The sequence below is a fragment of the Melioribacter sulfuriphilus genome (assembly GCF_051488685.1).
GTDB lineage: Bacteria > Bacteroidota > Ignavibacteria > Ignavibacteriales > Melioribacteraceae > Melioribacter.
The window spans coordinates 14123-39915 of record NZ_JBPSEH010000003.1; the positions used below are offsets into that span (position 1 = coordinate 14123).

Annotated in this window: 27 protein-coding genes; 6 read left to right on the forward strand and 21 right to left on the reverse strand. The window is 38.7% G+C overall.

The annotated features are described in order from the left end of the window. Positions 1–12: 12 nt before the first annotated feature. The gene (locus tag ACSSV9_RS05100) at positions 13–210 is read left to right on the forward strand and encodes a DUF1289 domain-containing protein (protein ID WP_437346160.1); all 198 of its coding nucleotides are present in this window, start codon (positions 13–15) and stop codon (positions 208–210) included. Here the strand turns inward: ACSSV9_RS05100 and ACSSV9_RS05105 are convergent. Further along, positions 185–1249 (reverse strand): D-alanine--D-alanine ligase family protein, encoded by a 1065-nt coding sequence (locus ACSSV9_RS05105; protein ID WP_437346161.1) that lies wholly within the window; start codon positions 1247–1249, stop codon positions 185–187. The genes ACSSV9_RS05100 and ACSSV9_RS05105 overlap by 26 nt on opposite strands. Before the next feature lie 90 nt (positions 1250–1339). Here ACSSV9_RS05105 and ACSSV9_RS05110 point away from each other — a divergent pair, with 90 nt between their 5' ends. Then, entirely contained in the window at positions 1340–2176 is an 837-nt protein-coding gene (locus tag ACSSV9_RS05110; protein ID WP_437346162.1) for a cysteine peptidase family C39 domain-containing protein, read from the forward strand. On the opposite strand, the gene ACSSV9_RS05115 is transcribed toward ACSSV9_RS05110, so the two are convergent. The 10 genes from ACSSV9_RS05115 to ACSSV9_RS05160 are packed head-to-tail and all read right to left on the reverse strand — an operon-like array spanning position 2173 to position 11598. Further along, a complete protein-coding gene (locus ACSSV9_RS05115; RefSeq protein ID WP_437346163.1) occupies positions 2173–2667 on the reverse strand; it encodes a SixA phosphatase family protein in 495 nt (164 codons plus the stop codon). The two genes, ACSSV9_RS05110 and ACSSV9_RS05115, sit on opposite strands and share 4 nt — an antisense overlap. Further along, positions 2664–3281 (reverse strand): HD domain-containing protein, encoded by a 618-nt coding sequence (locus ACSSV9_RS05120; protein WP_437346164.1) that lies wholly within the window; start codon positions 3279–3281, stop codon positions 2664–2666. The genes ACSSV9_RS05115 and ACSSV9_RS05120 overlap by 4 nt, the downstream gene beginning before the upstream one ends. A 41-nt stretch (positions 3282–3322) precedes the next feature. Continuing rightward, complete coding sequence (locus ACSSV9_RS05125) at positions 3323–4012, reverse strand: sulfite exporter TauE/SafE family protein (RefSeq protein WP_437346165.1); 690 nt, start codon at positions 4010–4012, stop codon at positions 3323–3325. Beyond that, positions 4012–4455, reverse strand: a complete 444-nt coding sequence (locus ACSSV9_RS05130; protein WP_437346166.1) for a FixH family protein — start codon at positions 4453–4455, stop codon at positions 4012–4014. Before ACSSV9_RS05130 ends, ACSSV9_RS05125 begins: the two co-directional genes overlap by 1 nt. Then, a complete protein-coding gene (gene ccoG / locus ACSSV9_RS05135; protein ID WP_437346167.1) occupies positions 4452–5861 on the reverse strand; it encodes a cytochrome c oxidase accessory protein CcoG in 1410 nt (469 codons plus the stop codon). Before ccoG ends, ACSSV9_RS05130 begins: the two co-directional genes overlap by 4 nt. After that, positions 5858–6688 (reverse strand): cbb3-type cytochrome c oxidase N-terminal domain-containing protein, encoded by an 831-nt coding sequence (locus tag ACSSV9_RS05140; protein ID WP_437346168.1) that lies wholly within the window; start codon positions 6686–6688, stop codon positions 5858–5860. The genes ccoG and ACSSV9_RS05140 overlap by 4 nt, the downstream gene beginning before the upstream one ends. Further along, positions 6681–6875, reverse strand: coding sequence for a cbb3-type cytochrome c oxidase subunit 3 (locus tag ACSSV9_RS05145; protein ID WP_437346169.1), 195 nt, complete (start codon positions 6873–6875; stop codon positions 6681–6683). The genes ACSSV9_RS05140 and ACSSV9_RS05145 overlap by 8 nt, the downstream gene beginning before the upstream one ends. Next, positions 6875–8998, reverse strand: a complete 2124-nt coding sequence (gene ccoN, locus ACSSV9_RS05150; RefSeq protein WP_437346170.1) for a cytochrome-c oxidase, cbb3-type subunit I — start codon at positions 8996–8998, stop codon at positions 6875–6877. The genes ACSSV9_RS05145 and ccoN overlap by 1 nt, the downstream gene beginning before the upstream one ends. Then, a complete protein-coding gene (gene ccoS / locus ACSSV9_RS05155) occupies positions 8999–9175 on the reverse strand; it encodes a cbb3-type cytochrome oxidase assembly protein CcoS (RefSeq protein WP_437346171.1) in 177 nt (58 codons plus the stop codon). Beyond that, a complete protein-coding gene (locus tag ACSSV9_RS05160; protein ID WP_437346172.1) occupies positions 9175–11598 on the reverse strand; it encodes a heavy metal translocating P-type ATPase in 2424 nt (807 codons plus the stop codon). Before ACSSV9_RS05160 ends, ccoS begins: the two co-directional genes overlap by 1 nt. A 133-nt stretch (positions 11599–11731) precedes the next feature. Here ACSSV9_RS05160 and ACSSV9_RS05165 point away from each other — a divergent pair, with 133 nt between their 5' ends. After that, on the forward strand, positions 11732–12499 hold the full coding sequence (locus tag ACSSV9_RS05165) for an SDR family NAD(P)-dependent oxidoreductase (protein WP_437346173.1): 768 nt from the start codon (positions 11732–11734) through the stop codon (positions 12497–12499). Positions 12500–12617: 118 nt separating this feature from the next. Here the strand turns inward: ACSSV9_RS05165 and ACSSV9_RS05170 are convergent, their stop codons facing one another. The 5 genes from ACSSV9_RS05170 to ACSSV9_RS05190 form a co-directional block, all read right to left on the reverse strand. After that, positions 12618–14879 carry an aconitate hydratase gene (locus ACSSV9_RS05170; protein ID WP_437346174.1) on the reverse strand — a complete coding sequence of 754 codons (2262 nt, stop codon included), beginning with the start codon at positions 14877–14879 and terminating at the stop codon, positions 12618–12620. Positions 14880–15096: 217 nt separating this feature from the next. Further along, entirely contained in the window at positions 15097–15738 is a 642-nt protein-coding gene (locus tag ACSSV9_RS05175; RefSeq protein ID WP_437346175.1) for an SGNH/GDSL hydrolase family protein, read from the reverse strand. Positions 15739–15752: 14 nt separating this feature from the next. Continuing rightward, complete coding sequence (pelA, locus tag ACSSV9_RS05180) at positions 15753–16901, reverse strand: pectate lyase (protein ID WP_437346176.1); 1149 nt, start codon at positions 16899–16901, stop codon at positions 15753–15755. Beyond that, positions 16898–17698: an alpha/beta hydrolase gene (locus ACSSV9_RS05185; RefSeq protein ID WP_437346177.1), complete on the reverse strand. Its 801-nt coding sequence runs from the start codon at positions 17696–17698 to the stop codon at positions 16898–16900. The genes pelA and ACSSV9_RS05185 overlap by 4 nt, the downstream gene beginning before the upstream one ends. Further along, entirely contained in the window at positions 17695–18102 is a 408-nt protein-coding gene (locus tag ACSSV9_RS05190; RefSeq protein WP_437346178.1) for a cupin domain-containing protein, read from the reverse strand. Before ACSSV9_RS05190 ends, ACSSV9_RS05185 begins: the two co-directional genes overlap by 4 nt. A 97-nt stretch (positions 18103–18199) precedes the next feature. On the opposite strand from ACSSV9_RS05190, the gene purU reads away from it, so the two are divergent. Then, positions 18200–19051, forward strand: a complete 852-nt coding sequence (gene purU, locus ACSSV9_RS05195) for a formyltetrahydrofolate deformylase (protein ID WP_437346179.1) — start codon at positions 18200–18202, stop codon at positions 19049–19051. 5 nt (positions 19052–19056) lie between these two features. Continuing rightward, a complete protein-coding gene (locus tag ACSSV9_RS05200) occupies positions 19057–19932 on the forward strand; it encodes a hypothetical protein (protein WP_437346180.1) in 876 nt (291 codons plus the stop codon). Here ACSSV9_RS05200 and ACSSV9_RS05205 read toward each other — a convergent pair. Together ACSSV9_RS05205 and ACSSV9_RS05210 are read right to left on the reverse strand one after the other, a co-directional pair. Beyond that, positions 19907–21184 carry an MgtC/SapB family protein gene (locus ACSSV9_RS05205; protein ID WP_437346181.1) on the reverse strand — a complete coding sequence of 426 codons (1278 nt, stop codon included), beginning with the start codon at positions 21182–21184 and terminating at the stop codon, positions 19907–19909. The genes ACSSV9_RS05200 and ACSSV9_RS05205 overlap by 26 nt on opposite strands. A gap of 63 nt (positions 21185–21247) precedes the next feature. Next, complete coding sequence (locus ACSSV9_RS05210; protein WP_437346182.1) at positions 21248–21757, reverse strand: nitroreductase family protein; 510 nt, start codon at positions 21755–21757, stop codon at positions 21248–21250. Positions 21758–21832: 75 nt separating this feature from the next. Here ACSSV9_RS05210 and ACSSV9_RS05215 point away from each other — a divergent pair, with 75 nt between their 5' ends. After that, positions 21833–22252: a secondary thiamine-phosphate synthase enzyme YjbQ gene (locus ACSSV9_RS05215; RefSeq protein ID WP_437346183.1), complete on the forward strand. Its 420-nt coding sequence runs from the start codon at positions 21833–21835 to the stop codon at positions 22250–22252. 393 nt (positions 22253–22645) lie between these two features. Here ACSSV9_RS05215 and ACSSV9_RS05220 read toward each other — a convergent pair whose 3' ends face one another. The 3 genes from ACSSV9_RS05220 to ACSSV9_RS05230 are packed head-to-tail and all read right to left on the reverse strand — an operon-like array spanning position 22646 to position 25789. Further along, positions 22646–24082 carry a M16 family metallopeptidase gene (locus tag ACSSV9_RS05220; protein ID WP_437346184.1) on the reverse strand — a complete coding sequence of 479 codons (1437 nt, stop codon included), beginning with the start codon at positions 24080–24082 and terminating at the stop codon, positions 22646–22648. Position 24083: 1 nt separating this feature from the next. Further along, positions 24084–25448 (reverse strand): M16 family metallopeptidase, encoded by a 1365-nt coding sequence (locus ACSSV9_RS05225; RefSeq protein WP_437346185.1) that lies wholly within the window; start codon positions 25446–25448, stop codon positions 24084–24086. Between the two features lie 8 nt (positions 25449–25456). Further along, positions 25457–25789, reverse strand: coding sequence for a cupin domain-containing protein (locus ACSSV9_RS05230; protein ID WP_437346417.1), 333 nt, complete (start codon positions 25787–25789; stop codon positions 25457–25459). Positions 25790–25793: the final 4 nt, after the last annotated feature.

Genomic DNA, 25793 nt, shown 5'->3' on the forward strand with positions numbered 1-25793 from the left:
ATTTTTAATTCCATGAAGAAAAAGAAGATAGACTCGCCCTGCAATAATATTTGCAGAATGGACGACGAGAATAAATATTGTGTAGGTTGCTACAGAACACTTGACGAAATTGCGCAGTGGCAATCGATGACAGAGAGTCAAAAGAAAAGAGTATATGAATTAATTGAATTAAGGAAAGAATTATTCAAACCGGGGCCTCATTCCCCTTAGGTCTGTGTTTCCGCATGTAAGCAAAATCGACTATCATCTTAAGAGTGAGGCTGTATGAATAACCGGCAGCTTTTGCAGAGCGCATAAAACCGGCGTCTTCCTGCAGGTCAGGATTAGGATTAACTTCCAGTACATACAATTTTTTGTCACTGGACAATCGCATATCAACCCTTGCATAGTCCCTGCATCCAACAGCCTTAACGGCTTTCAGTGCGATTTCTTCGGCTTCCTTTTGAATTTTCTTGCTCAAAGGGGCAGGACATTTAGGTATCGTTTTATGATAGGCAACGTGATAAGGATCCCATTTTGCCTGGAAACTTACAATGGGATGGAAATTTTCGGGCAATCGTGAAAAATCGATTTCGCTTATTGGCAGCACTTCAAGTTCAGTGTCTCCAAATACTGCTACATTCAATTCTCGCCCAACAATAAACTCCTCTACAAGTGCTGGCTGAGCAAAATATTCTAATACATATTTAACTCTTTTTTTCAAAGCTTCGAGATTATAAACGACAGATTCTTCTTCAATGCCAGCGCTTGCATCTTCTAATGCAGGTTTGACAATAAGAGGATATTTCAAATTAAGTCTGAACGGTTTATTTAGTGATTTAATGAAGCTGTACCTGGGCGTTCTAATCCCCATTGAGCTTAAGATTTTTTTTGTAAGAATTTTACTCTGACATATTCCAAGTGCAAGTGGCGGCGCACCAGTATACGGTATGCCGAGCAACTCGAGCATTCCAGCAAAATTCATTTCCTGTTTTGCAACATCTTTATATAATTCCATTAGATTGAAAACCACGTCCGGCTTGTTTTTATCAATATCGTCGAAAAAAAGTTGAATGTTGTCCATTATGTTGAGAGTGTATGCATCGTACCCTTCCTTCCTTAAAGCTTTTGCAATAGTTTCGTATTCATTTATTGGATTTGATTTTTCAAGGTCGAAATATGGTTTGAAATTAAGGTCGTTTTCGGAGATTTTTGGTGTCTGTTCGTATACTTTGGGATTTGACTCGTTATAAACAATTAGAACTTTCATAAAACAGATTTTTTTATTCATAAAGTATAAAAAAATTATAATGCATACTAAACTTTTTATTATTTTTGAATCCAACTATAGTGGTCTCTAATGAGCTTTTATCCCCAACCTAATAAATATCAATGCGGTCCTTTTGCCCTGAAATATGCATTAGTGATGCTCGGTATTTTCAAGGACGAGGACCAAATCGGAATAATTGCAGGAAGCACGTGGTGGGCTGGTACTGACGAATTTGGACTTGCAAGAGCGGCTCGCCGATTTAATTGTCGGATGAAACATTTTCAATCGAGCAATCCCGACGACGCACGTAAAATGCTGATAAAAAATCTTCAAAAAGGATACCCTTGCATTTTAAGCGTTAACAATTGGGAACACTGGAATACAGTCGTCAGTTATTCAAAAGGTAAATTTGTTGTAATCGATAGCGAGCTCGATAAAGTAGTAAACGTAGTCAGCGCACCGCAACTTATGCGCAACTGGAAATATTCCGATAAAAAAGCAGGCATAGTAAGTTACGATGGATACGCAATAGCGCCGAAATTCAAAGTTCATACACGCGCCAAATTTACACCACGAAAAGCAATTCAATTGATGTATGAAAAAAACGAAGACCTCGCACGCAAATGGGATCAATACACCAACGATTTGATAAACATTTGTAGGCCCCGAACAAAACTAAGTTACAACATTATTACATTTAACGAATTCCTAAGAAGGAATCAGAATCATCTCGTAAAACGTGTGGCAATGTGGCACGGCGAACCGACGTATTCTGAACTCAAAAAGATTTTAACTAACATGAAATTCGTTGCCGAAGTTTACGACCTTGTAATTCCAATGGACGAGGAAAAACGAGCCGTCACCGACATTACTTCGATTCTAATGATGTATGCATGCGGCAAATACGGAATGACCCCAATTTACTAAAAGTATTTTTTGGGATATTCAAACAAAAATGTATTTCCTTTACCCCTTTCTACATTCTTCCATGAATTAATATCAAATTCAATTCCCACGATAGAGCAGGTTGGCATATTATCGAGATATTCCGACCCCACCAAATTAGCAAAATTTGTTAATCCGGGATTATGCCCAAAAAGGAAGACAGAGTCGTAGTCATCGTCAATATTTTCAACCACCAAACTCAGTTCACGCATTCCCGCCTCATAAATTTGATCTTCAATAATAATATCATTTTTATCTTTTCCGTATGTTTTAGCAAATATGATTGCGGTATCAAAAGATCTTTTTGCTGGACTGGACAACATTAAGTCCGGTACGACGCCTTTCTCTTTAATTAACCGAGCCATAAATGGAGCGTCTCTTTCGCCTCTTTTATTAAGTGGTCTGTCAATGTCAGAAATGTCGGGATTGCTCCAGCTCGATTTAGCATGTCTCACCAGAAAAAGTCTTTTCATTTTGTGCTCGTATCGTTATCCAGTAATTTTAGTTGCATTTTCATTCGTTCAATATTTTTTTCTTTTTGAGCGCCGTATTTTCGATTCGAATATTCTGTAAAGAAACGGTGTTGCGAAAAGAAATCGATACTTTTTTCGAGCCACTCTTTTTCGGAAAGTTCTTTGCCAAAATAAATTTCGTATTCCTGACGAAAGAGGTTATTTCGAATCTCAAAATTGTCGCTTCCTATATGAGCCAGATCGGCGTCACATATTACCTTTTCGAGTTGAGTGGTTGGATTTTGGGGAACGCGCGTTGCCATTATACATTTAACCACTTCGTTTATCTTTTCGGGGGGATAATTTTCGACATTTAAAAATCCACGTGCATAATTTGCGCTGACCTCCTCGTGTCCTACCGATTTAATACAATAACCCGTGTCGTGAAACCAAGCAGCCAGTATAACAATTTCGAGTTCTTCATCGCTCAAACCTTCGCCAGCACCAATCTCCTTTACTTTCTCGACCACTTCGATCGTATGGTCGATGTTGTGATAAAGGTTATCCGTATTTCGAAACGCCTCGAAAAGTCCTTCAACATAAATATGTGCTTTATTTAAGATCTGATTATCCATACCGTTCTAATGAATAGCGTAAAGATAACAAAAAAAAGAAATCAGTGATGCATTTCAACGTGAACTACATTTTTTATTTTCGGACTCAAAAATGGAATGCCGAGGTTCATACCTCTCAGAATAAAAAGAAGAGCGAGCAGAAAAGCCATTGCTGGAATTAATTTTTTTCTCAATTTAATATGGATGAAATTTCCAAGGGTTGCGGTAATAAACATTACAGGAAAAGTTCCCAGTCCGAAAAGAGCCATATAGATTGCGCCTTCAAGAGGCGTCGACATTGTAAGTGCACCGGCTATTCCTACGTAAACAAATCCGCATGGCAATAAACCGTTTAATATCCCTATAAGATAAAGCGAAATAATTGTTTTACGCGATATTAATTTCCCGAAATAAATTTTAAGTCGATCATAAAACATTATAGATAATCTGGTGTGTGCAACTTTGTTTTTCATTGAAGAAGGCAGAAACAAGTAAATCAAAATAACCCCGCCAGAGATTAATGAAATATATTGTTGAAGCCCTATTAACTGCAATTGTTTACCGAACAAGCCGAATAGCAAACCCATCAAAGTGTAAGTCGTTATTCTACCCGCATTGTAAAGAAGACGACCAGAAAAGATCTTTATCCACGTTTCGCCAACAATCGGAATTGCCATTACAATTGGTCCGCACATTCCGACGCAGTGAAGACTCCCGAAAAGTCCGATCAATAAACCAGTCCAGATTTCCATTAGCTTATCATTAAATTTCTTTCAAGATAATATTCTTTAATCCCGTCCGACCAATCGATTATAATTTTCCAGTAACCCGGTTTAAGATTATCCAAAGGGATTTTTAAAGTATACGTAGAATCAAGTTGAATATCGGCGGTAAAATCGCTCGTTTCATCAGAAGGTCTATAGAATTTTATTTTACCTTTTATTTTTTCAGGCAGCGTCAATTCTGGAAATACGATATCAACTGAACCATCGTTCAATAAAACGGCGATGTTTTTTTCGAGAGAAGCGCTGTTCTTCTTTTTATCGATTTGATTTTGATACTTGATTTCTTCGGCATAATAATTTTCGGAAACAAGACTCACGTCCTGGTTCATGAAAATATAAACCATCGTCAGTGTTCCAATAACGAATAGAGTATAAGTTATGACAATTATAGTACCCCACGATAATTTCATTTTTTCTCCGGCCGTGCTAAAAAGGAAGTAGTGATCTTCTTAATAATTTTATCATTAGAATAAACATTCACAGTTAAAGGAGTTTTAATTGCTTTGATTTCCGACTTAGGTAAAATTACAAAAAACTTTGTTTCGGCAATGCTTTGTGGTTTTACTATTAAGTTATCACCGATAATTTTAATTTCCGCTTCTTTATTTTCTACTTCGATTTTGGGAGTAATTTCTTTCGAGGTTTTGTTCACAATTTTAATGTCGTACAGGTTGCTGATTTTATTTCCCGGCTGTTCCTGGGAAAGTAATCCGGGCGTTCTGAGAATATTAACGTCGAGTTCAGCTCTGTTAATCAAAAGGAAAAAAATCAGGAACAGCAAGAACAAGAGTACGACTGTATAACCAATTGCTTTAGGTGTTAAGATCGGTCTTCGTCCGGTTTCAATTTCATTTTTAGAAGCATAAAGAATAAGTCCTTTTGGTTTGCCAATCCGTTTCATAACATAATCGCAGGCATCGATGCAGGCTGTACAGTTGACACACTCGAGTTGGGTTCCATCTCTTATGTCGATACCGGTGGGACATACTTCCACGCACTGTTTACAATCGATACAATCTCCTGCTATTCTCTCTTCACCGCGTCGCAGTTTTCCCCGCGGTTCTCCTCTTTTGAAGTCATAATGAATTACAATCGAATTTTCATCCAGCATTACCCCCTGAAGTCTGCCATATGGACAAACAAACACGCATGCTTGCTCTCTGAAATATGAGAAGATGAAATAAAAAACCCCCGAGAAAATTAAAACTGCTATAAAAGTTCCTGTATGAAGTGTGGGTGAATGTGTAATATATTTTAGTAAATTATCTGAACCGATTATATAAGCCAGGAAGATATTCGATATTCCGAAAGAGATTGCAAAAAAGATAATATGCTTTGCAGCTTTTATTCTGAACTTGTGCAAATTCATCTTCATTTGATCAAGCCTGCGCTGTTCTTTGGCGTCGCCTTCCAGCCAGTACTCAATTTTTCTAAACACCATTTCCATAAAAACAGTTTGAGGACAAACCCATCCGCAAAACAGTCGACCGTAAACCACAGTAAAAAGAAAAATTGAGACAATAAATGCTATCATAGCAAGAGCAAAAAAGTAGATATCCTGAGGACCGAAATAAATGCCGAATACTACAAATTTACGTTCAAGCACATTAAACAAAATGAACGGGTGCCCTGCAATCTTAATGAACGGAGCCGACACAAGAAACAAAAGGAGAAAGATGCTTACTATCGTTCTTGCTCGATAAAATTTACCTGAAGGTTTTTTAGGATAGATCCAGCGTCTTTTACCTTCTTTTGTTACGGTAGCTATCGAATCCCTGAAAGTTTCTCGGTTAACATTTTCAAAAGTTTTATTCATATACCTTTGCTTCCTTCAACACTATTTTCCTTCCACAATTCTCCTTCCGGTGCTTTGGAATTAGGAGGATTTGTTCCGTGCAATGTAATAATATAACTTGCTACAGCCTGCATCTTCTTTGGTTCGAGCTGGGATTCCCAGCTTATCATTCCTTTTTGCGGAACTCCGTATTTAATGGTCCTGAAAATATTTTTAATTCCACCGCCGTGAATCCAGTAATCGTCGGTTAAATTCGGTCCTATAAGTCCTTCGCCGTTTTGACCGTGACAGCTTGCACAATTTTTAAGGAATATATCTTTCCCTTCGGAAAGTGCTGCCTGATCGTCTACGAAAGAAACGGTTTCCTCGTTAATAAATGCACCCGATTTGATTAAAATTTCCCGCTGTAATTTTGCCTGTTCAATTTCGTATTTGTATTCATCCAATTGCACCTGACCATTGCCAATTACGTGATAACTTATTAAATAACCCGCAGCCCAGATTATTGTTCCATAGAAAAGAATTTGAAACCACGGCGGAACACGATTGTCCAGTTCCCTTATGCCGTCGTAGTTGTGTCCCAGCAGAATTTCCTGTTCCCTGTCAATTGGAGTAGATTTACTTAGAAAAGCAAACACATAACGGATTGGTTCGAGGAAAATTTTCCCTTCAGAATCGTTCTTTTCCGAATAAACAAATGCAAGCCAGAGGACAAAAGCAATCACAAGTAGAGTAATTATTATCATTGTTTTCATTACGCTATCAAGAATTTCCTCGTTGCCTGCCGCCATTACAGAACTCAAAGGCGAAAGCAATATAAACGTTAATATCGATTTTATCTTACTCATTGTTAATCTCTGAATTGTTTTTCATTTGTGAATTATTTAACGGAAGATTTTTCATTTTTTCGATGAAGTTCTTGTCCAGCTTCCATGTTCTTATTATCGTAATTATAAAGACGCTAAAAAAGATGATCAAACTGATAATTGGATAGACAGATACTCCATCAATCGAGCTCAAATAATTAGAAATCATTATTCACCTTTCCTTTCTACTTTTATATCTGTGCCAAGTCTTTGCAAGTACGCAATCAAAGCGATTATATCGTTGTCAGGGTCAATTGGAATTCCGTTATTCAAAAGATCATCGGCAATTGCATTGGCCTGTTTCATTAAATCTTCGTTGGCAAATTTTTCGTAACCTTCCGGGTAAGGCACACCTATAGAGCGCATAGCGCGTATTTTGGCCGCTGTTTTCGCAGTATCAATTCGTTGAGTAATCAACCATTTATAGGAAGGCATTATTGATCCTGGCGACATTTGAGCTGGATCTTCCAGATGGAGATAATGCCACAGATTGGAATATTTGCCTCCCACTCTGTGTAAATCCGGTCCAGTTCTTTTCGAACCCCATAAGAACGGATGGTCGTAAACAAATTCACCGGCTTTTGAATACTCGCCGTATCTTTCGGTTTCAGATCTGAAAGGACGCACCATTTGTGAATGGCACGCATTGCAGCCTTCGCGGATGTAAATATCTCGCCCATGCAGCTCCAGTGGCGAATACGGTTTAACACTCGAAATGGTCGGTATATTCGATTTTACGATAAATGTCGGAATAGTTTCGACAAGTCCCCCTATCAAAATTACAACTGTCGATAGAAAAGCAAATTTGACCGGACGTTTTTCGAGATAGCGGTGTATCATTCCTCTTTTAAGTTTATCTGTTGACTTAACGAGAGGATAAGCTTCGGCAGCTTCGTCCTTAATGAATTTACCCTGCTTTGCAGTCATGGCAAGATTATAAACCATCATAACCACACCGCTCAGATAAAGCAGACCGCCAATTGATCTGATTACGTGCATTGGAATAATCTGGAGCGTTGTTTCGAGAAAGTTTGGGTACTGAAGCAAACCGAGTTCTGTAAATTGTTTCCACATTAACGATTGAGTTATACCCGACCAATACATTGGCACGACGTAGAAAACAATTCCAAGCGTAGCAATCCAGAAATGCGAATTGGCAAGTTTTCTTGAGTAAAGCTTTGTATTCCACATTCTGGGTATTAGCCAGTAAAGGATTCCAAAGGTTAAAAGGCCATTCCAGCCAAGTGCTCCGACGTGTACGTGTGCTATTGTCCAATCAGTGTAGTGTGAAATAGCGTTGACATTTTTAAGTGAAAGCATTGGTCCTTCGAATGTAGCCATACCGTATGCAGTAACAGCAACGACCATAAATTTAAGAACGGGATCTTCTCGAACTTTGTCCCATGCACCTCGAAGTGTGAGAAGTCCGTTTAACATGCCACCCCACGAAGGGGCAATCAACATAACTGAAAAAACAGTGCCAAGCGATTGAGCCCAGTCGGGCAATGCTGTATATAAAAGGTGATGAGGCCCAGCCCAGATGTAAATAAATATTAACGCCCAGAAATGGAGAATTGAAAGACGATACGAATAGACGGGACGTTCAGCAGCTTTCGGTAGAAAATAATACATCAGACCCAGATACGGAGTGGTCAGAAAAAATGCAACTGCATTGTGTCCGTACCACCATTGAACCAGAGCATCCTGAACTCCAGCATAAACGGGATAACTTTTAAAAAACGTTACCGGAATTTCTATCGAGTTAACGATATGCAAAACAGTTACAGTTACAAATGTGGCTATATAAAACCAGATTGCCACATACATGTGTTCTTCTCGTCTTTTAATTATTGTACCAAACAGATTTATACCGAATGCCACCCACACTACAGCTATCATAATATCGATGGGCCATTCGAGTTCAGCATACTCCTTGCTGGTTGTCAGACCCAGCGGAAGAGTTATTGCCGCTGCAAGAATAATCAGCTGCCAGCCCCAGAAATGGAACTTGCTCAAAAAGTCACTGTACATTCGAGCTTTACAAAGTCGTTGTAACGAATAATAAACACCTGCAAAGATCATATTGCCAACAAAAGCAAATATTACCGCATTTGTATGAAGAGGGCGTATTCTACCGAATGTAGTATACTGAATGCCGAGATTTGCTGTCGGAAAGTAAAGTTGAATAGCAATAATCAATCCTACAAGCATTCCCACAAAGCCCCATAGAATTGTGGCAATTGAAAATTGCCTGACTATATGATTATCGTAACTGAATTTTTCTACCTGCATCTATTGCTCCTGTTTATTTGATTCAGCACTGTTGATTTTTTTGTCGTCGAATAAAATTCTAATCGACGGTGTATAAGTATCGTCGTACTGCCCCGACCTTACCGCCCAGAGGTAAGCTATCAAGAATCCACCTGCAACCAGCAAACTGGCAAATACGAGTATAACAATTACTGACATTACAGTAAGCCTTTTATTTTTGCAAAAATTGTTGTTGAAGCAGTAGTAAACAAAACTATTGTAATAGAACTCAACGGCATCAGTATTGCCGCAATTACTGGTTGAAGTTTACCCGTAGTTGCAAAATATAAACCTACAGCATTATAGACAAAAGAGACCAAAAAGCTCGCATAAACAATGAATCTGCTTGTAATCGAATATTCGAGAAATTTATGGAGTAAACTGAAAGAATCTGCATCGAGAATGGCGTCGCATGCTGGCGTAAAATTATTGATGCTGTCTGAAATCGAAATGCCTGCGTCGCTTTTTTGAAGCGCTCCGGCGTCGTTTAAGCCATCACCAATCATCATTACAATATCGCCTTTAGCTTTAAGCTTCTGGATAAATTCGAGTTTGTCAAATGGACTCTGTCTGAAAAGTATACTTCCACTAATAAAATATTTTTCCAGCTTCGGTTTTTCCCTTTCCGTATCACCAGTCAAAAGAAAAAGTTTATATCTCGAATTGAGATGCGATATTACTTCATCGAGTTTATTTCTGTATTTCGTTTTTATTTTGAAATAGCCGAGTGCTTCTCCATTGGCAGTAACTGTTACGTTGATTGAAGAATCGTTCGTCAATGAGGCGTCGAATCCGGTATATTCAGGCGTACCTACTTTATATAATTTACCATTTAATTTTGCTTCCAGACCTTTTCCGGGATATTCTTTGAATTCTGAAAAATCGATCGTACTAAATCCCTTCAAGTATTCCACAATTGTTCTGCTCAAAGGGTGAGAAGAATTTATCACAAGAGATTTTATCGCTGGCATTAATTCTTTTGGGTCAACTTGCTTAACCAGGATAAATTCAACATGCGGAAATTTATTGTCCGTAATTGTGCCAGTTTTGTCGAACACCACAGTAGTAATTTTTGACAATGTCTCCACTACCGAAATGCTTTTCAAATAGAATTTGTTCCTACCGAAAATTCTGAGAGCATTTCCAAAAGTAAACGGAATTGAAAGAGCCAGAGCGCAAGGGCATGCAACAATCAACACCGCAGTGAAAGCATTAAAAGCGATCAGGTAGTTTTCAGTTGACCAATAGAAAAAAGTGATTATAGCAATTGAAATTACTATCGCAGTAAAATATTTACTTACAAAATCGACAAGGGATTCGGTGCGACTCTCATTGTTCTTACGGAAGGTTGCATCGTTCCACAATCGAGTTAAATAGCTTTGAGAAACTTCTTTAATCGATTCTGCTTCGATTGTACCACCTTGCTGCCTTCCTCCAGCATAAATAATATCACCGTTTTTAAGTTTAACGGGCTCCGATTCGCCGGTTACAAAGCTGTAATCGATATAAGCTTCTCCTTTAATCAGAATGGAATCGGCAGGCACAATCTCGCCGTTGCGAATAATCATTCTATCGCCCACTTTTAGTTTTTCGAGTGGTACTGCAGTTTCGTTATGATTTTTTCTTATAGTAACAGAAATCGGGAAATACGATTTATAATTTCTCTCAAAGCTGAGCGAGTGATAAATTTTATTCTGAAATACTTTTCCGATCAGAAGAAAGAAGACCAGACCGGCCAGTGAATCGAGATAACCTGCTCCTGTTGACGTTATTATCTCATAAAGACTTCTTAAAAAAAGAACAATAATTCCGAGTGCAATCGGTACGTCGATGTTGACAATTTTATTTTTGAGTCCTTTGAAAGCCGAAGTAAAATAGTCTGAAGAGCTGTAGAACACAACAGGCGAGGCAAGCAACAGGTTAAGATAAGAAAATATGGTTTTAAGTTCGGTGTCGGAGTTTGTGCCGAGCGAAAGATACTCCGGAAAACTAAGCATCATTATATTTCCAAAACTGAAACCTGCTATCCCTACTTTGAAATAGAGTTTTTTGTTTATTTCCTTTAGTTTGTCTTCTTCTTTGCCTTCATGAGTAAGTAGCGGCTCGTAGTTAATGGAATCGAGAAGTTCGACAATTTTCCTGAGCGACGTTTTACCTTCTGAATATTTGACGAACAATTTTTTCTTTGGAAAATTCACACGAGAAGTAATTACACCTTCGTCGAGCTTATTCAAGTTCTCCAGTACCCAGATACACGAACTGCAGTGGATTTGTGGTATGTGAAAGGTAACTGTGGTAATCCTGCCGTCGCTGAAATCAATTAACTTATCTTTCAGATCGGGATCGTCTAAAAATTCAAAATTTCTATACGACTTGTTTTGTTTTTTGATTCCGGCTCCCGGCTCGATATTATAATAATTACACAGATTAGCCGAATTAAGAATTTCATAGACGGTTTTACACCCGTTGCAACAGAAATATTTATCTCCAATAGCAATCGAATCATCGCTGCAATCATCGCCGCAATGATAACAAATTAGCTTTTCCGACAACTGTTCTCTTTCGGTTTCCCTTTCATTCATTTTACTAATAGCCAGGAATTTACGACCTAAAAATAATAAAATCAGGATATACTATCTTTATTATTTATTTCTGCTTGCAAAAATTATATTTATTAATTTTGTAAAAATTTTAATGCAATTTAACGAGGTATATATGTCACTAAAGAACAAAATAGTTTTCATCACAGGCGCAACATCTGGAATCGGGAAATCGTGCGCTTATGCATTTGCACGCGAAGGTTCCAATTTGATCATATCGGCGCGCAGAGTGGAATTAATCGATGAAATAGCTGAGGACATAAAACAAAAATTCGGCGTTAAAGTCTATACCGGTAAACTCGATGTACGTAATCGCAATGAAGTAAAAAAATTTGTTGAAGAGCTACCCGTAGAATGGCAAAAAATTGATATTCTAATTAACAATGCCGGACTTGCTAAAGGATTGAATAAATTTTATGAGGACAATCCCGACAACTGGGATATTATGATCGACACAAACGTTAAAGGACTGCTCTACGTTACTCATGAAGTATTGAAAGGAATGGTCGAAAGGCAGAGTGGACATATAATAAACATTGGTTCAATTGCCGGACACGAAGCATATCCAAAAGGAGCAGTCTATTGCGCCACAAAACACGCTGTCGACGCAATTACAAAGTCATTGAGAATGGACACAATAGACAAAAATATCCGTGTAAGCACAATCGACCCTGGACTGGTAGAAACGAATTTCAGCCGCGTCCGCTTCGACGGCGACGAAGAAAAAGCGAAGAATGTTTACAAAGGCATAGTGCCATTGACGGGCGATGATGTGGCCAACGCTGTAATATTCTGTGCTTCGCGCCCACCGCATGTTAACATTGCACAGATCACACTCCTGGCTGCACGACAGGCAAGCGCTACAATTGTACATAGAGAATGATCTTTGATTATTGATAGAGGTTTACTTTGATTATATCAAACGACTAAAAAGAAGATGTAAAAAAAGCCGGAGACGAAATATATCCCCGGCTTTTCATTTATTATTTTTTTCCATAAAACTATTTATTCTTCTCAGCAATTAGATTTAATGCACTGCCAGCTTTAAACCATTCAATCTGTCCTTCACTAAATGAATGATTTAGCATGATCTCTTCCTGTGTACCATCTTTGTGTTTAACTATCATTTTAACTGGTTTTTCGGGTGCAAGTTCTTTTAGTCCTACAATACTGATTTTATCATCTTCCTGGATTTTATCGTAGTCGGAGGGTTCGGCAAAAGTAAGGGGTAGCATTCCCTGTTTTTTCAAATTAGTTTCGTGGATACGTGCAAAACTTTTAGCAATAATAGCTTTGCCTCCGAGGTAGCGCGGTTCCATTGCTGCATGTTCACGTGAAGAACCTTCGCCGTAATTCTCGTCGCCCACGACTACCCAGCCAAGTCCCCTGGCTTTGTATTCACGTGCTACTTCGTGAACTGGTTTATATTCACCTGTAAAAAGATTTTTAGCTTCACCAGTTTTACCAGTAAAGGCGTTGACTGCGCCGAGGAACAAATTCTTCGAAATATTGTCGAGATGCCCACGGTATTTCAACCATTGACCGGCAGGCGAAATGTGGTCGGTTGTACATTTACCTTTTGCTTTCAGCAGCAAGGGCATATCGATGAAATCGTTACCATCCCAGGCTTCGAACCTTTCGAGAAGCTGCAATCGTTCGCTCTTCGGGTCGATTTTTACTTCGGTTTTGTAGCCGTCGGGTGTTGGCGCAAGATAACCTTTATTATCTTTAACAAATCCTTTCAAAGGCAATTCATCACCGTAAGGAGGATCGAGTTTTACTTCCTCTCCTTTTTCGTTTTTAAGTGTGTCGGTTTCAGGATTGAATGATAAACTTCCAGCAATTGCCAGAGCTGTCACAATTTCTGGACTTGCAACAAACGAAAATGTCTCGGGATTATTGTCGTTTCTTTTAGCAAAATTACGATTGAACGAATTAACAATTGTATTTCTCTCGCCAGTTTTAATATCCATTCTCTTCCACATTCCGATACATGGACCACATGCATTGGCAAGTACTTTACCACCCAGTTCTGTCAATATCTGAAGTTGTCCGTCGCGTTCTATAGTAGCGCGTACCTGTTCAGAGCCGGGTGTTATTGTAAATTGCGACTTTGCTTTCAATCCTTTTGCCAGTGCTTGTTTGGCGATGTTTGCCGCCCTGTCGATATCTTCATAACTGGAGTTTGTACAGCTTCCAATTAGAGCCACACTAATTTTATCCGGGTAATTGTTTTCCTTGACAGCTTCTTTCATTCTGGATAAAGGATGGGCAAGGTCGGGACTGAAAGGTCCATTAATATGTGGTTCCAGTTCACTTAAATTAATTTCGATAAGTTGGTCGAAGTATTTTTCTGGATTGGCATAAACCTCGTCGTCAGCTTTTAACTGGTCAGCGAGTTTTTCGGCAAGTTCTGCAACGTCTTCTCTATCGGTTTTACGCAGGTAATTTGCCATTTTTAAGTCGAAAGGAAAGATTGATGTTGTGGCACCTACTTCAGCACCCATATTACAAATCGTAGCTTTTCCTGTGCACGAAATTGAATTGGCGCCTTCACCGAAATATTCAATAATTGCTCCTGTACCTCCTTTTACAGTAAGCATTCCAGCCAATTTAAGAATCACGTCTTTCGGGGCTGTCCAGCCCGAAAGTTTACCAGTTAATTTAACACCAATTAATTTAGGCCATTTCAATTCCCACGGCATTCCAGCCATAACGTCTACTACATCGGCACCGCCGACGCCAATTGCAATCATACCGAGTCCACCAGCATTCGGGGTATGCGAATCCGAACCGATCATCATGCCACCAGGGAAAGCATAATTTTCGAGTATGACTTGATGTATAATTCCAGCGCCTGGCTTCCAGAATCCAACACCGTATTTCTGACAGATACTTTCGAGAAAGTCGTAAACTTCTCTGTTTTCTTCGATTGCTTTTTCCAGGTCTTCTTTAGAACCGTTCTGTGCAACAATTAAATGATCGGCATGCGCTGTAGCAGGAACGGCCGAAGTTTTTCTACCTGCGTGCATGAACTGAAGCAATGCCATTTGTGCTGTTGCATCCTGCATTGCAACTCTATCGGGATAAAAATCGACGAAGTCCTTGCCCCGTATAAATTCACGTGTCGGTTCTTCCGCCAGATGAGAATAGAGTACCTTCTCAGCATAAGTTAAAGGTCTACCGACAACCCTTCGCGCTTTTTCAACTTTATTTACAAAATTATCATATACGCTTTTTATCATATCAAAATTTGCAGTCATTTTAAATTTCCCCTTGTTTATTATTCTTTACAAAAATAAAAAAAATTTTCTTCTAATAATGCCGCCGTACACATTTTGCAGTTTTTGTCGTGATTTTTAAGAGCTCAATCGTTTTTAAATGGAGCAAGCCTGGAATGGGAATCTACGATTAGATTCCCCTTTCGCAGACGATAACTTTTAATTTTTCTGGAATCGTTAAAATCCCTTGTAGAGAGGCTTATTTTATCATGGTTGAAATATATTCAGCAATGGCATTTGCAATTTCTTCGTGCCCTTTCTCATTCGGATGGAGACCATCCAAAAAATTTTCGGGGCTTACTTTTCCATAAAGTTGAATGAACTCCGTACCCCGACGTTCCGCCAGTTTCTTATATTCTTCATTTAATTTTATTAATGAAGTTTGAGTGGCATCGTTATATAACTTTTTTCTGTTAGTCTCGTTCATCGTCTCAAGATTGATATTACACGGTGATGCGATAATAACTCTTGCAGCAGGAATCTCCGATTTGATTTTAGTAACCATGCTGTCGAGGTTTTGCACACAAAGAGCTACGAGGCTGTCGTTGCCGTTTTTCAAGTCATTTACTCCCAATAAAATAATAAAATAATTGGCATCTCGGTTGTTGTCGATTACCGGCTGCAGCTCATTTAGATCAGAGGTTTTTCTGCCATTTCTACCAGCATTAACAAAAGTTATTTTATCGAACCGCGCTGACAATTTTTCCACCCATTCTTTGCCTTCCACACCCGCACCGCGTGTAATCGAATCGCCAAAGCAGACTATCTTAATTTTATTCTGCGGCATATTAAAGCCCATTAAAAACAATAACATCAGGATAATTAAAATATTTTTTGTCATGGTTATTCCTCAATTTATTCCTTTACAAGTTTCTTTTTCCATTCTGGATATTTATCGAGTACACGTTGTGGCAGGTAAGTATACCATGAATAGCCGGCTCTTCTTTCGTGAGCCACTTCGGCGAGCGAGTAGACTTTTTTGCCGTCGCGATTAGAAAATAAAGGTTTATGAGTTACAAGCTCGCTATACCTGGGCCAGATCGGCGGAGCCGTAGAATCCTCAACTACAATGCGGTCGATACTTAGTGTGCTCCATTTGTATTTTTTCGGTTCAATCTTTTTTTCTTCGATTCGTATTCCTTTGATTTTTGATTCTTCGAACCAACTTACCGCGCTTTCAATTGCATTGATAAGCTCGGGCGAAGGATCGTCGATATCCATCAAGAACAATACAAGGTCAGCACTTTCCTGATTGGCAATTGAAGGCAATTCGTAAGTGCGCGCCTTTTGAGGTTTGAGCGTAACATTATCGTGCTGCTGCCCCCAGGCATATAATTTACCGTTTTCTTTTATCTGACAATCGAGAATACACCTTAAACCTTTTTCAAATGCAACCTTTGACCTTTCGTATAAATCTTTTTCCACAAAAGAATAATGAGGCACTTTCTTCACAATATTGTAGAGTACTCTCATTATGCCTGCCATTGCGCCGTCGTTAAAAGTAATATACTTTCTGTATCCGCTCGTATCCGGATAGAACTGAGGCCATCCGCCGTTTGAGTACTGAGCACTTAAAATAAATTCGATGCCTTTTAGACAAGCAACTTTATAACGTTCATCTTTAAGAATTTCGTAAGCGCGCGCAAGATATTCCACCTGAGTGTGTGTTGTCCAGTTATCAAAAGTTGTATTGGTCATATCTTTTGATTTCAAGAGCGCTTCTTTTTGTTCTTCAGTCAGGATGGCAAGCATATCATAATTTTTAGCCCAGCCTCCATTTTCTTTTTGATAAAGCAGAATGTTGTCGGCAATCTCTTTGATTTGCCATGGTTTGTATCTCGGTTGATTTTCGATTGGTTCAATTATATTGTCTTCTGCGCTTATATCGTACCAGTGATGTGCACTGTTGTCAAATCCCGATACGTCGATTATTTCCTTTTTATCTTGTGCTTGTCCTTGTAATACAAAGAAAGCAAAAGCAATAACAATATTGACAAATTTCATTTTAGATCTCCACCTACACTTAGTATTCTTTTATTGACCAGCCATTTTTCGAGCAGTTGCGGCCATTCCGAAGCCGCATAACCGTTTTCTTTTTCCATACCGAAGCCGTGTCCACCTTCAAAAAAGATATGCACTTCAGGAAATACATTATTCTTAACACAAGCATCTACAAAATTCAAGGATTCCTGAATAGGCACTCTCGTATCATCGGCAGCGTGCGCAATAAATAAGGGTGGAAGTTCACCAGTTACTTTTTCGTAAAGATTCTGGAACCATGGATAAATCAGTACGGCAAATTCGGGTTTATAATTATAGTTATCGATTGAATCGATAAAGATACGTTTGGGTGAAAGCATTAGATTTGCGGCAAGGTGACCACCCGCAGAAAATCCAATTATCCCTATTTTCTCACCTTTAGTTTTGCTCCTAATAAAACAATTTGCTCTTTGAGCATCGTCGAGGGCGTCTTCAGGATTAAGTCGATATTTTAAAACGTAAGCGTCGATGCCCCGTTTGTTTAGCCATTTTGCAATTGCAACGCCTTCTTTTACAAATGCCAGATGATGATATCCTCCTCCTGGCAAAACGAGCATAGTAATCCCTTTTGACTGAGGTGATTTGTAGAAAACCAGACCAGGTTGTGCAACAGACCAGAATCTTTCGTCGCTGTATTTTTCTTCTTTTAATGTATCTGAAGATCCGGGCGCAATGCCATTCCAGATATTAATAAAATTGTACTGCCCGAAGAGAGGTGCGGCAAAAATCAGAAAGGCAATAAAAAATAATTTTGTTTTCATTTCGTGTTATATTTTTTTATTACAAGATATTTTAATTCCGTATCGCCAACATTTCTTATGCCGTGCATGCTGTTAGGTGGACAATAAAAACTCGAATATGGTTTACCGATTCTCGTTTCGCCGTCGAGATAAAATTCGGCAATTCCTTCCAGCACAAAAAAGAATTCGTCTTCAGCATGTTTATGGGGTGCGTGTGTGGCTTTATGAGGTGCAACAACACTCAATTTGAGCGTGCGTCCGTCGAGAAAATTTTTATCGACAAACCAGAACTGGTATCCCACTTTTGTACCGACAGTATCTTCCCAGTTAAATTCTCTGACGCATTGATCTATTGTAAATTGTTTTGGTTTGTCCTGCGCTGTTAAAAAGAGTGGAATTAGCAAAAAAAGAATTAAAGATTTCATTAAGTCCTCCTTTTGAACGTTAACTTCAGCGTTTACTTACAAATTTAGCAACTTTTTTTCGTAATTTACAGATGAAAAAAAATATTTGTGTGAAGAGATGAGTAGTGCTACATTAATTTTATCGTGTGCAGACCGGAAAGGTCTTGTGGCTAAAATATCACAGTTCTTATTCCAGAGGGACGCAAACATTATCGATCTGGACGAGCATGTCGACAAAAACGAGAAAATGTTCTTCATTCGGATCGAATGGGAATTAAACGGACAGGCAAATGTCACCGATGAATTTATTAATGAATTCAAAAAATTGACCGAAGAAATTAACGCAAACTGGGATATTAAATTGAGCGAGGAAAAAAAACGCCTTGCCATATTCGTATCAAGATATGACCATTGCCTGCTTGAAATACTCTGGCGTTACAGGAACAATGAACTTCATGCCGAAATACCACTTATCATTTCGAATCATCCCGATCTTGAAGTAATTGCCCGTCAGTATAATATTCCCTTTTACTGTTTTCCAATAACGAAAGAAAACAAACGCGATCAGGAGGAAAAGGAGCTCGAATTATTAAAAGAACATAATATCGAGTCGATAATCTTGGCGCGTTACATGCAGATTCTTACTCCTGAATTTATTGCCCACTATCCAAATAATATTATCAACATACATCATTCATTCCTGCCGGCATTTAGTGGAGCTGACCCTTATAAAAAAGCTTACGAAAGAGGAGTCAAATTAATTGGCGCTACAAGTCATTACGTAACGGAAGAACTGGACGAAGGTCCCATTATCGAGCAGGATGTTATAAGAATTTCTCATAAGGATTCTTTGAAAGATTTAATCAGAAAAGGACGCGACCTCGAACGTTTGGTGCTTGCACGCGCCGTAGATCTACACGTCAACAACCGCGTTCTTCAATACGGCAAGAAAACCATCATTTTCAGATAGTTGCTATGAAAAATTTACTCCTTATTGTCGCAATTACCGCAGGTATCCTTTTCCCTTACGGACATAGATTTACCTTTTTAATTCGTTATTTATTAATGGCGTTGCTCTTCTTTTCGTTCCTCGATATTAAAATTGATAAGAATATTATCAACATTAAGCATTTCATCATATTAATTTCTTTGATATCAGCTTCTCTTATATCATATTTTTTGATTTATCCATTCGATAAATTACTTGCGCAAACGGCATTCATAACAGCCATAGCCCCAACTGCCATTGCAGCTCCGGTTATTATAAGTCTGAAAAATGGGAAAGTAGAATTCACTCTTTTTTCGTTGGTGCTTACCAACGTAGTAATTACAATCATACTCCCTTTTATTCTACCTTTGATTATCGACAGCGGAAACAATATTACATTTAACGACATTTTATTACCTGTACTGGTTACGTTCACAATTCCTTTGATTCTGACAAGATTAATAAAAGCAATAAGCGTTCCTTTATGGGAAAAGTTAATTGATCTGAAGGACATCTCGTTTTACATACTGGTAGTAAATGTTTATTTAGCAACATCAGGAGCCTCAAATTATATACGCAATAATTTTACATCGGAATTGACGCTGGTTTATCAGATTGGCTTTATAACAGCTTTAATCTGTGCATTCCTCTTTATACTTGGCTGGTTTATAGGAGGAAAGGAATATGCTTCTGAGGCAAGTCAGTCGTTAGGACAAAAAAATAATTCGTACACAATATGGCTCGCAATAACTTTTATGAATCCGATATCCGTTCTTGGTCCGGTTTTCTACGTACTATTTCAAAATACTTATATTTCACTGAATCTTTGCTTTCACTCTAAGAAACATAATTCCTCAAGTTAAATAGTGTCATTACAATTACAGGAATATGTAAAACAGCCAGGAGACCGAATCGTATTAACACATCCTTGCGAGCTTGTTTAACCATCGTCCCAAAATAAATTCCTTTCATAATCGAATTACTCATCATCGCAATTAAAATCGATGCTGCAATTATTTGAGCTCCGAATATATCGCCGCTTACCAGCGATAAAATAAATGGGTCTATATCCGTAATCCCGACGATTGCAGAAAGTGAAATAATTCCCGAACTGCCAAAGTAATTTTTAACCAAGCCTGTAATTACTGAAAGTCCCAGAAACAACACGGCAAATAAAATGGCCGGTCGTATTTCGAAAGGATTCTGAAGGTTTTGTATCTCTTGATCGATTATCGACCTCTTGGTTGCGGTTTTATTTCCATTGACAAACGAAATAATAAATCCAGCCAGACTTAGAAAAGTTAGTTGAAGCCAGATATATTCAACTACTGCCGAATTAATTATATAAATAAGTACAAGTACACGTATATACATTACGCTCGAAGCAACGAGAGCGCCCTGTAGAGCCGGATGCCATAGATTTTCGTTCTTTTGAGCCATCCTGCCGTAAGCAATTGAGACGGCGGTGCTCGATACAATTCCACCCACCAGACCTGAAACTCGAAAACCGGCATGAGCACCCAAACGCTTTGAAATAATATATCCTACAAATCCTACTGTAGAAACGATAATTACAATTTGCCATGTTTTATATGGATTAATATTAAATTGAGTGTAATTCTTGTCGGGCAAAACAGGTAGAATGATTAGAGTTACCAGCAGGAATTTAAGAACCGCAAGAAACTCAACTCGGTCGAGACGGTCGACGTAGAATTCCAGCCTCGCTTTCTCAGAAAGTAAAATTGTGCTAATGATTCCAAGAGCCATCGAAGCCCAGATATCAACGAGCAATGCCAGTGCACCTATAATAAATGTTACAAGCGCACTTACTTCACTTGTTACGCCGTATTTATCGTATTGCGATTTTGAAAAATACGATATTACCGTCAATGCAGAAATTGCAACAAGTCCGAGTGGCAGAATTGCCTCCACTCCAATTTTATAGAGCCAGGCACATCCAAATCCCATTAAACTTATTATTGGATAAGTTCTGATTCCGCCTAAGATAACTTTTTTCTGTTTTCCTTTAGTGGATTCTCTTTCGAGCCCCACCAAAAAACCGAGAGCAAGTGCAACTAAAAAACGAAGTTGTTCCGTCCATTCGATCGATTGCATTGCATCACCGTTTTTATTAAAGTTCCAAAATAATGGAAAGATTGACCTATCGCAACAAATTAATTACCAGCCGTTATAATGAATACGTTCCGGCTTGAAACGCTCGGGTTGATTTTTTTTCTCGTCGGGGTAACCAATTGCCACCATAGCCACCGGCAGGATATTGTCAGGTAATCCGAAGAGCTCTTTGAAAATATTGATTCGCTCTGCTCTCGGATAAACTGCAATCCAGACCGAACCTAAATCGAGTTCGTGAGCAGCCAGTAAAATATTTTCGGTTGCAGCGGCACAATTCAATGCAATGTACCCTTCGAGGCTTTCGAGTCGTCTGTCGCCGCAAATAAGTATTCCGAGAGGTGCCTCCCTGCACATTTTTGCATACGGGTGCAGCTCTGCTATTTTGTTCAATGTTTCTCTATCATCAATAACAATAAAATGCCACGGCTGACTGTTGTGTGCAGATGGGGCATACATTGCCGCTTTCAAAATCTTGTCGACTTTTTCCTTTTCGACCGGTTGATTTTTATACCGTCTTATACTTCGCCTTGTTAAAAGGGCTTCTAACGTGTTCATAATTCCTCCGCAATTGTTACAGACAAAAATAAAATTTTACTTTTTTATTTTTGGAATTAATAAAAGGAGGAGTAAATGTTCCGTCAACAGGAAATAACATTAAAACCAAGAAGACGCGGATTCCACCTTATAACCGATGAAATTTTGAGTTATCTACCAGAGCTAAAAAATGTTACTGTGGGTATTGTGCATATATTTATCAAACATACTTCTGCATCGCTCACTTTAAATGAAAATGCCGACCCTACTGTTCGAAGCGACATGGAAAAATATTTCAGCCGTCTTGTTCCTGAAGATGCTTCGCTTTTCGAGCACACGCTGGAAGGTACGGACGATATGACTTCACACATTAAAACTTCTATACTCGGAAGCTCGCTCACAGTTCCGATTAAAAACGGTAGATTGAATCTTGGCACCTGGCAGGGCATCTATTTATGCGAGCATCGCAATCAAGGCGGTCCGAGAAATATTGTCGTTACTATTATTGGTGAGTAAGGGATTAGGGATTAGGGATTAGGGGTTAGGGGTTAGGGATTGGGGATTAGGAAATAGTAAGGATGTGGTTCGTGGTTGGGGGTTCTTTGTTCAGGAGTTCTTAGTTCAGGAGTTCTTTGTTAAAGAGTTCTTAGTTCTGGAGTTTGTGGTTTGGGAGTTAATGGTTGATAGGTGATAAATTAATTATGAACTAACTGAAAAATTAACACAATAACTCATCTTTATTAAAAACGTTTGATACTAATTTAGCCATGTTTCAAAACAACTATGCTTATAACTGAAAAGCAAGCTAAAGCTCATGGATTACTTATCCTTTGCCCTAGCTTGCCTGCATTTAGAGCTTTCTAATTTGGTGATCATAAAAATTAATAAATCTTGACTAATCAAAACTTATTACAGCTCTGGAACTTTGCCCAAAACATCTTCCACCGTCATTTCGATAACTTCACCCAGATTCAGTTTTTTTATTCCTTCAGCAATTCGCGACTTATCTCCAACAACGACTACTATCATTTTGTCTGGTCTAATATATTTTTCTGCGGCACTTTTTACCTCTTTGTCTTTAACAGAAAGAATCCTATCGATATACTGATTAAAATAATCTTTCGGCAAATTGTAATAGACTAATTCTTCCAGCTCACCTGCAATCCCTGCAACTGTTTGAAAATTATTAGGGTAACCGAGAGCAGTATAATTTTTTGCCCTGTCAACTTCTTCCTGAGAAATCGGCTGACGAATTCCATTTAATTCCTTAAAAAATTCCCGCAACGCTTTGTCTGTCACATCAGTTTGTACCGACGAATAAGCGATAAAATATCCAGCAACCGGACGCAATACAAATCTGGAACCTGCACCGTAAGTATAACCGTGTTCTTCTCTCAAATTATTATTTAGTCGGGATGTAAAAGAGCCACCGAGGATTGTGTTCATTACATTGATCGAATAATAATCCTGCGTAGTACGCGAAGGGGCAACATCACCGATATAAATTACCGACTGAGCAGCACCAGGTTTATCAATTAAAAATATTTTCCCTGGATTCCCGTTTAACGGCATTTCAATTTTTTGTTTGAAATCTCCCTTTTTATTCCAGCTGGAGAAATATTCATTCAATAATTTTTCGAGTCCGCTCCTATCAATATCCCCCACCGTTACAATAAACGAATTGTCCGGTGTAAAATACTTTTTGTAATAATCGATGATATCATCCCGTGTAATATTTTTAATCGATTTTTCAGTCCCGACCTCATTTCTTCCATAAGGATGATTACCAAACAACAATTTATTGAATGCTACTCTGGCAATTTCATTCGGTTGATCGTGCCATTGCATTAAAGTAGTAAGTCGTTCTTTTTTTAATCTACTCAATTCAGCTTCAGGAAAATCCGGTTTGAGTAATATTTTACTGAATATTTCGAGAGCATCATTAATTTTTGATACAGGGACATTCAAGTTTAGGTTCGAAGTAAAAAGAGAAGAACTTATATTAAGATTAGCCCCAAGGAAATCGATTTCATCTGCTATCTGGAGTGCGTTCATTCCATCGGCACCTTCGTCGAGCATGTCGAATACAATATCGGATAGTCCTTCTTTGCCGTCAGGATCGTTCAAAGAACCAGTCCTCAAAATCAAATTTAACTGGATAAGAGGAACCTGATGTTTTTCCATCAGGTAGACTTTCAAACCGTTTTGAAGTGTGAATTCCTGCACAGCGGGCAATTGCAATCCTTTGGGTGGTGGTAACTGCGGAGGTTTTGATCTGTCAGCTTTTTGCGCATTGAGATTTAATGCTATCAATATCATTACGAAAATCGATGTTAAATTTTTCATTTTATCTTTCCTCCGTCTGTTCGACTGCTGCCAGTTCAGTTTTCCCCTTTGGAACGATGCTCAATACAACTTTCCCTTGTTTCTTTAGAAAAACACGTGCTGCATTTTTCAAATCGTCAGTACTCAGTGCCTTGTAACGATTAAAATCCTCGTTAGCATAATCCGGATTGTTTGCGTAATAAAAGTACTCGTTCAATTGATTGGCTTTTCCGCGAAAGCCGCCTGGTTTTTCAAGATTCCTGAGAAAGGAAGCTTCGTACTGATTAATTGCACGTTGTAATTCCCTTTCAGTCGGATTTTCAGATTTTAGCCTATCAATTTCCTCGTTAATTACCGACATGATTTCGTTCAAATTATGACCAGAACGAGCCGTTGCAATAATAAAGAATTGTGAAGATAATTTTGACGAACTTTGAAATGCAGAAACATCCTGGGCAATCTGGAGTTCATAGACAAGTCTTTTATATAATCTTGAGTTTTTACCGCCAGCAAGAATATTTGCAAGCAAATCCATTTCGGCATCGCCCGGTGCAAAACGTGGCGGTGTTATCCAGACCATATAGAGTCGGGGCAGTTGAACCCTATCCTCTTGAGTAATAAATTTATTTTCGTTCAATACGGCTGCGGCAGGATTTAACGGCGGTACTGGTTTGCCTGCCGGAATTTCTCCGAACCACTTCTCAACCAGAGTCAATGTTTCTTCTGGATTAATGTCGCCGGCAATTACGAGCGAAGCATTGTTTGGCACATAATAAGTTTTGAAAAACTCGACTACATCTTCGTAAGTTGCTGCGTCGAGATCTGCCATAGAACCAATAACAGGCCATGAATAAGGATGACCTTGCGGATAGAGATTCTTATAGATTGTTTCCCAGGCAAGTCCATAAGGTCTGTTTTCGTAACTTTGTCTTCTCTCGTTTTTAACAACTTCTCTCTGTCCATTAACTTTTTCGGGTGTCATTGCGTCGAGTAAATACCCCATACGGTCGGATTCGAGAAAGAGCGCAAGTTCAAGTGCGTTCGACGGAACATCTTCGTAATAATTAGTTCTGTCTTCTGTAGTTGAACCATTATTTTGTCCGCCAGCAGCTTCGAGCAATTTATCGAATTCTCCTTCTTTTACATTTTTAGATCCTTCGAACATAATATGTTCAAAAAGATGGGCAAAGCCAGTTCTCCCCAATTTTTCGTAGCCAGAACCAACATGATACCAGACATTAACAGAAACTGTGGGAGTTGTATGGTCTTCGTGCAGTATAACATTCAGTCCGTTAGGTAATTGATGATGAATGTAAGGAATTTTTATCTGAGCTGATACTGCCGAGTAAGTAATTAGAAATGCAATTAACAAAATCAACTTTTTCATATTTGACCTTAATGTTTTATAAAATCTTCTCTGTAAGGATTGAACACATCGATAAGCGCGCTATCTTCGAGTGCATGAACCGAATGATTTAGGTTTGGTTTAACAAAGAATACATCGCCGGCTTTAAGTACTTTTTTTTCGCCTTCAATTTCGACTTCGAATGAACCTTTGACGATGTATGAGATTTGTTTGTGTGGGTGTTTGTGAGTATAACCTATAGCGTCTTTATCGAATTCGACCAGAACCAGCATCAGGTCCCTGTCGTATCCAAGAATTTTTCTTTTAACGCCTTCGCCTACATTTTCCCACTGGTAATTATCTTTTTCGATAAATCCGCTAATCCCG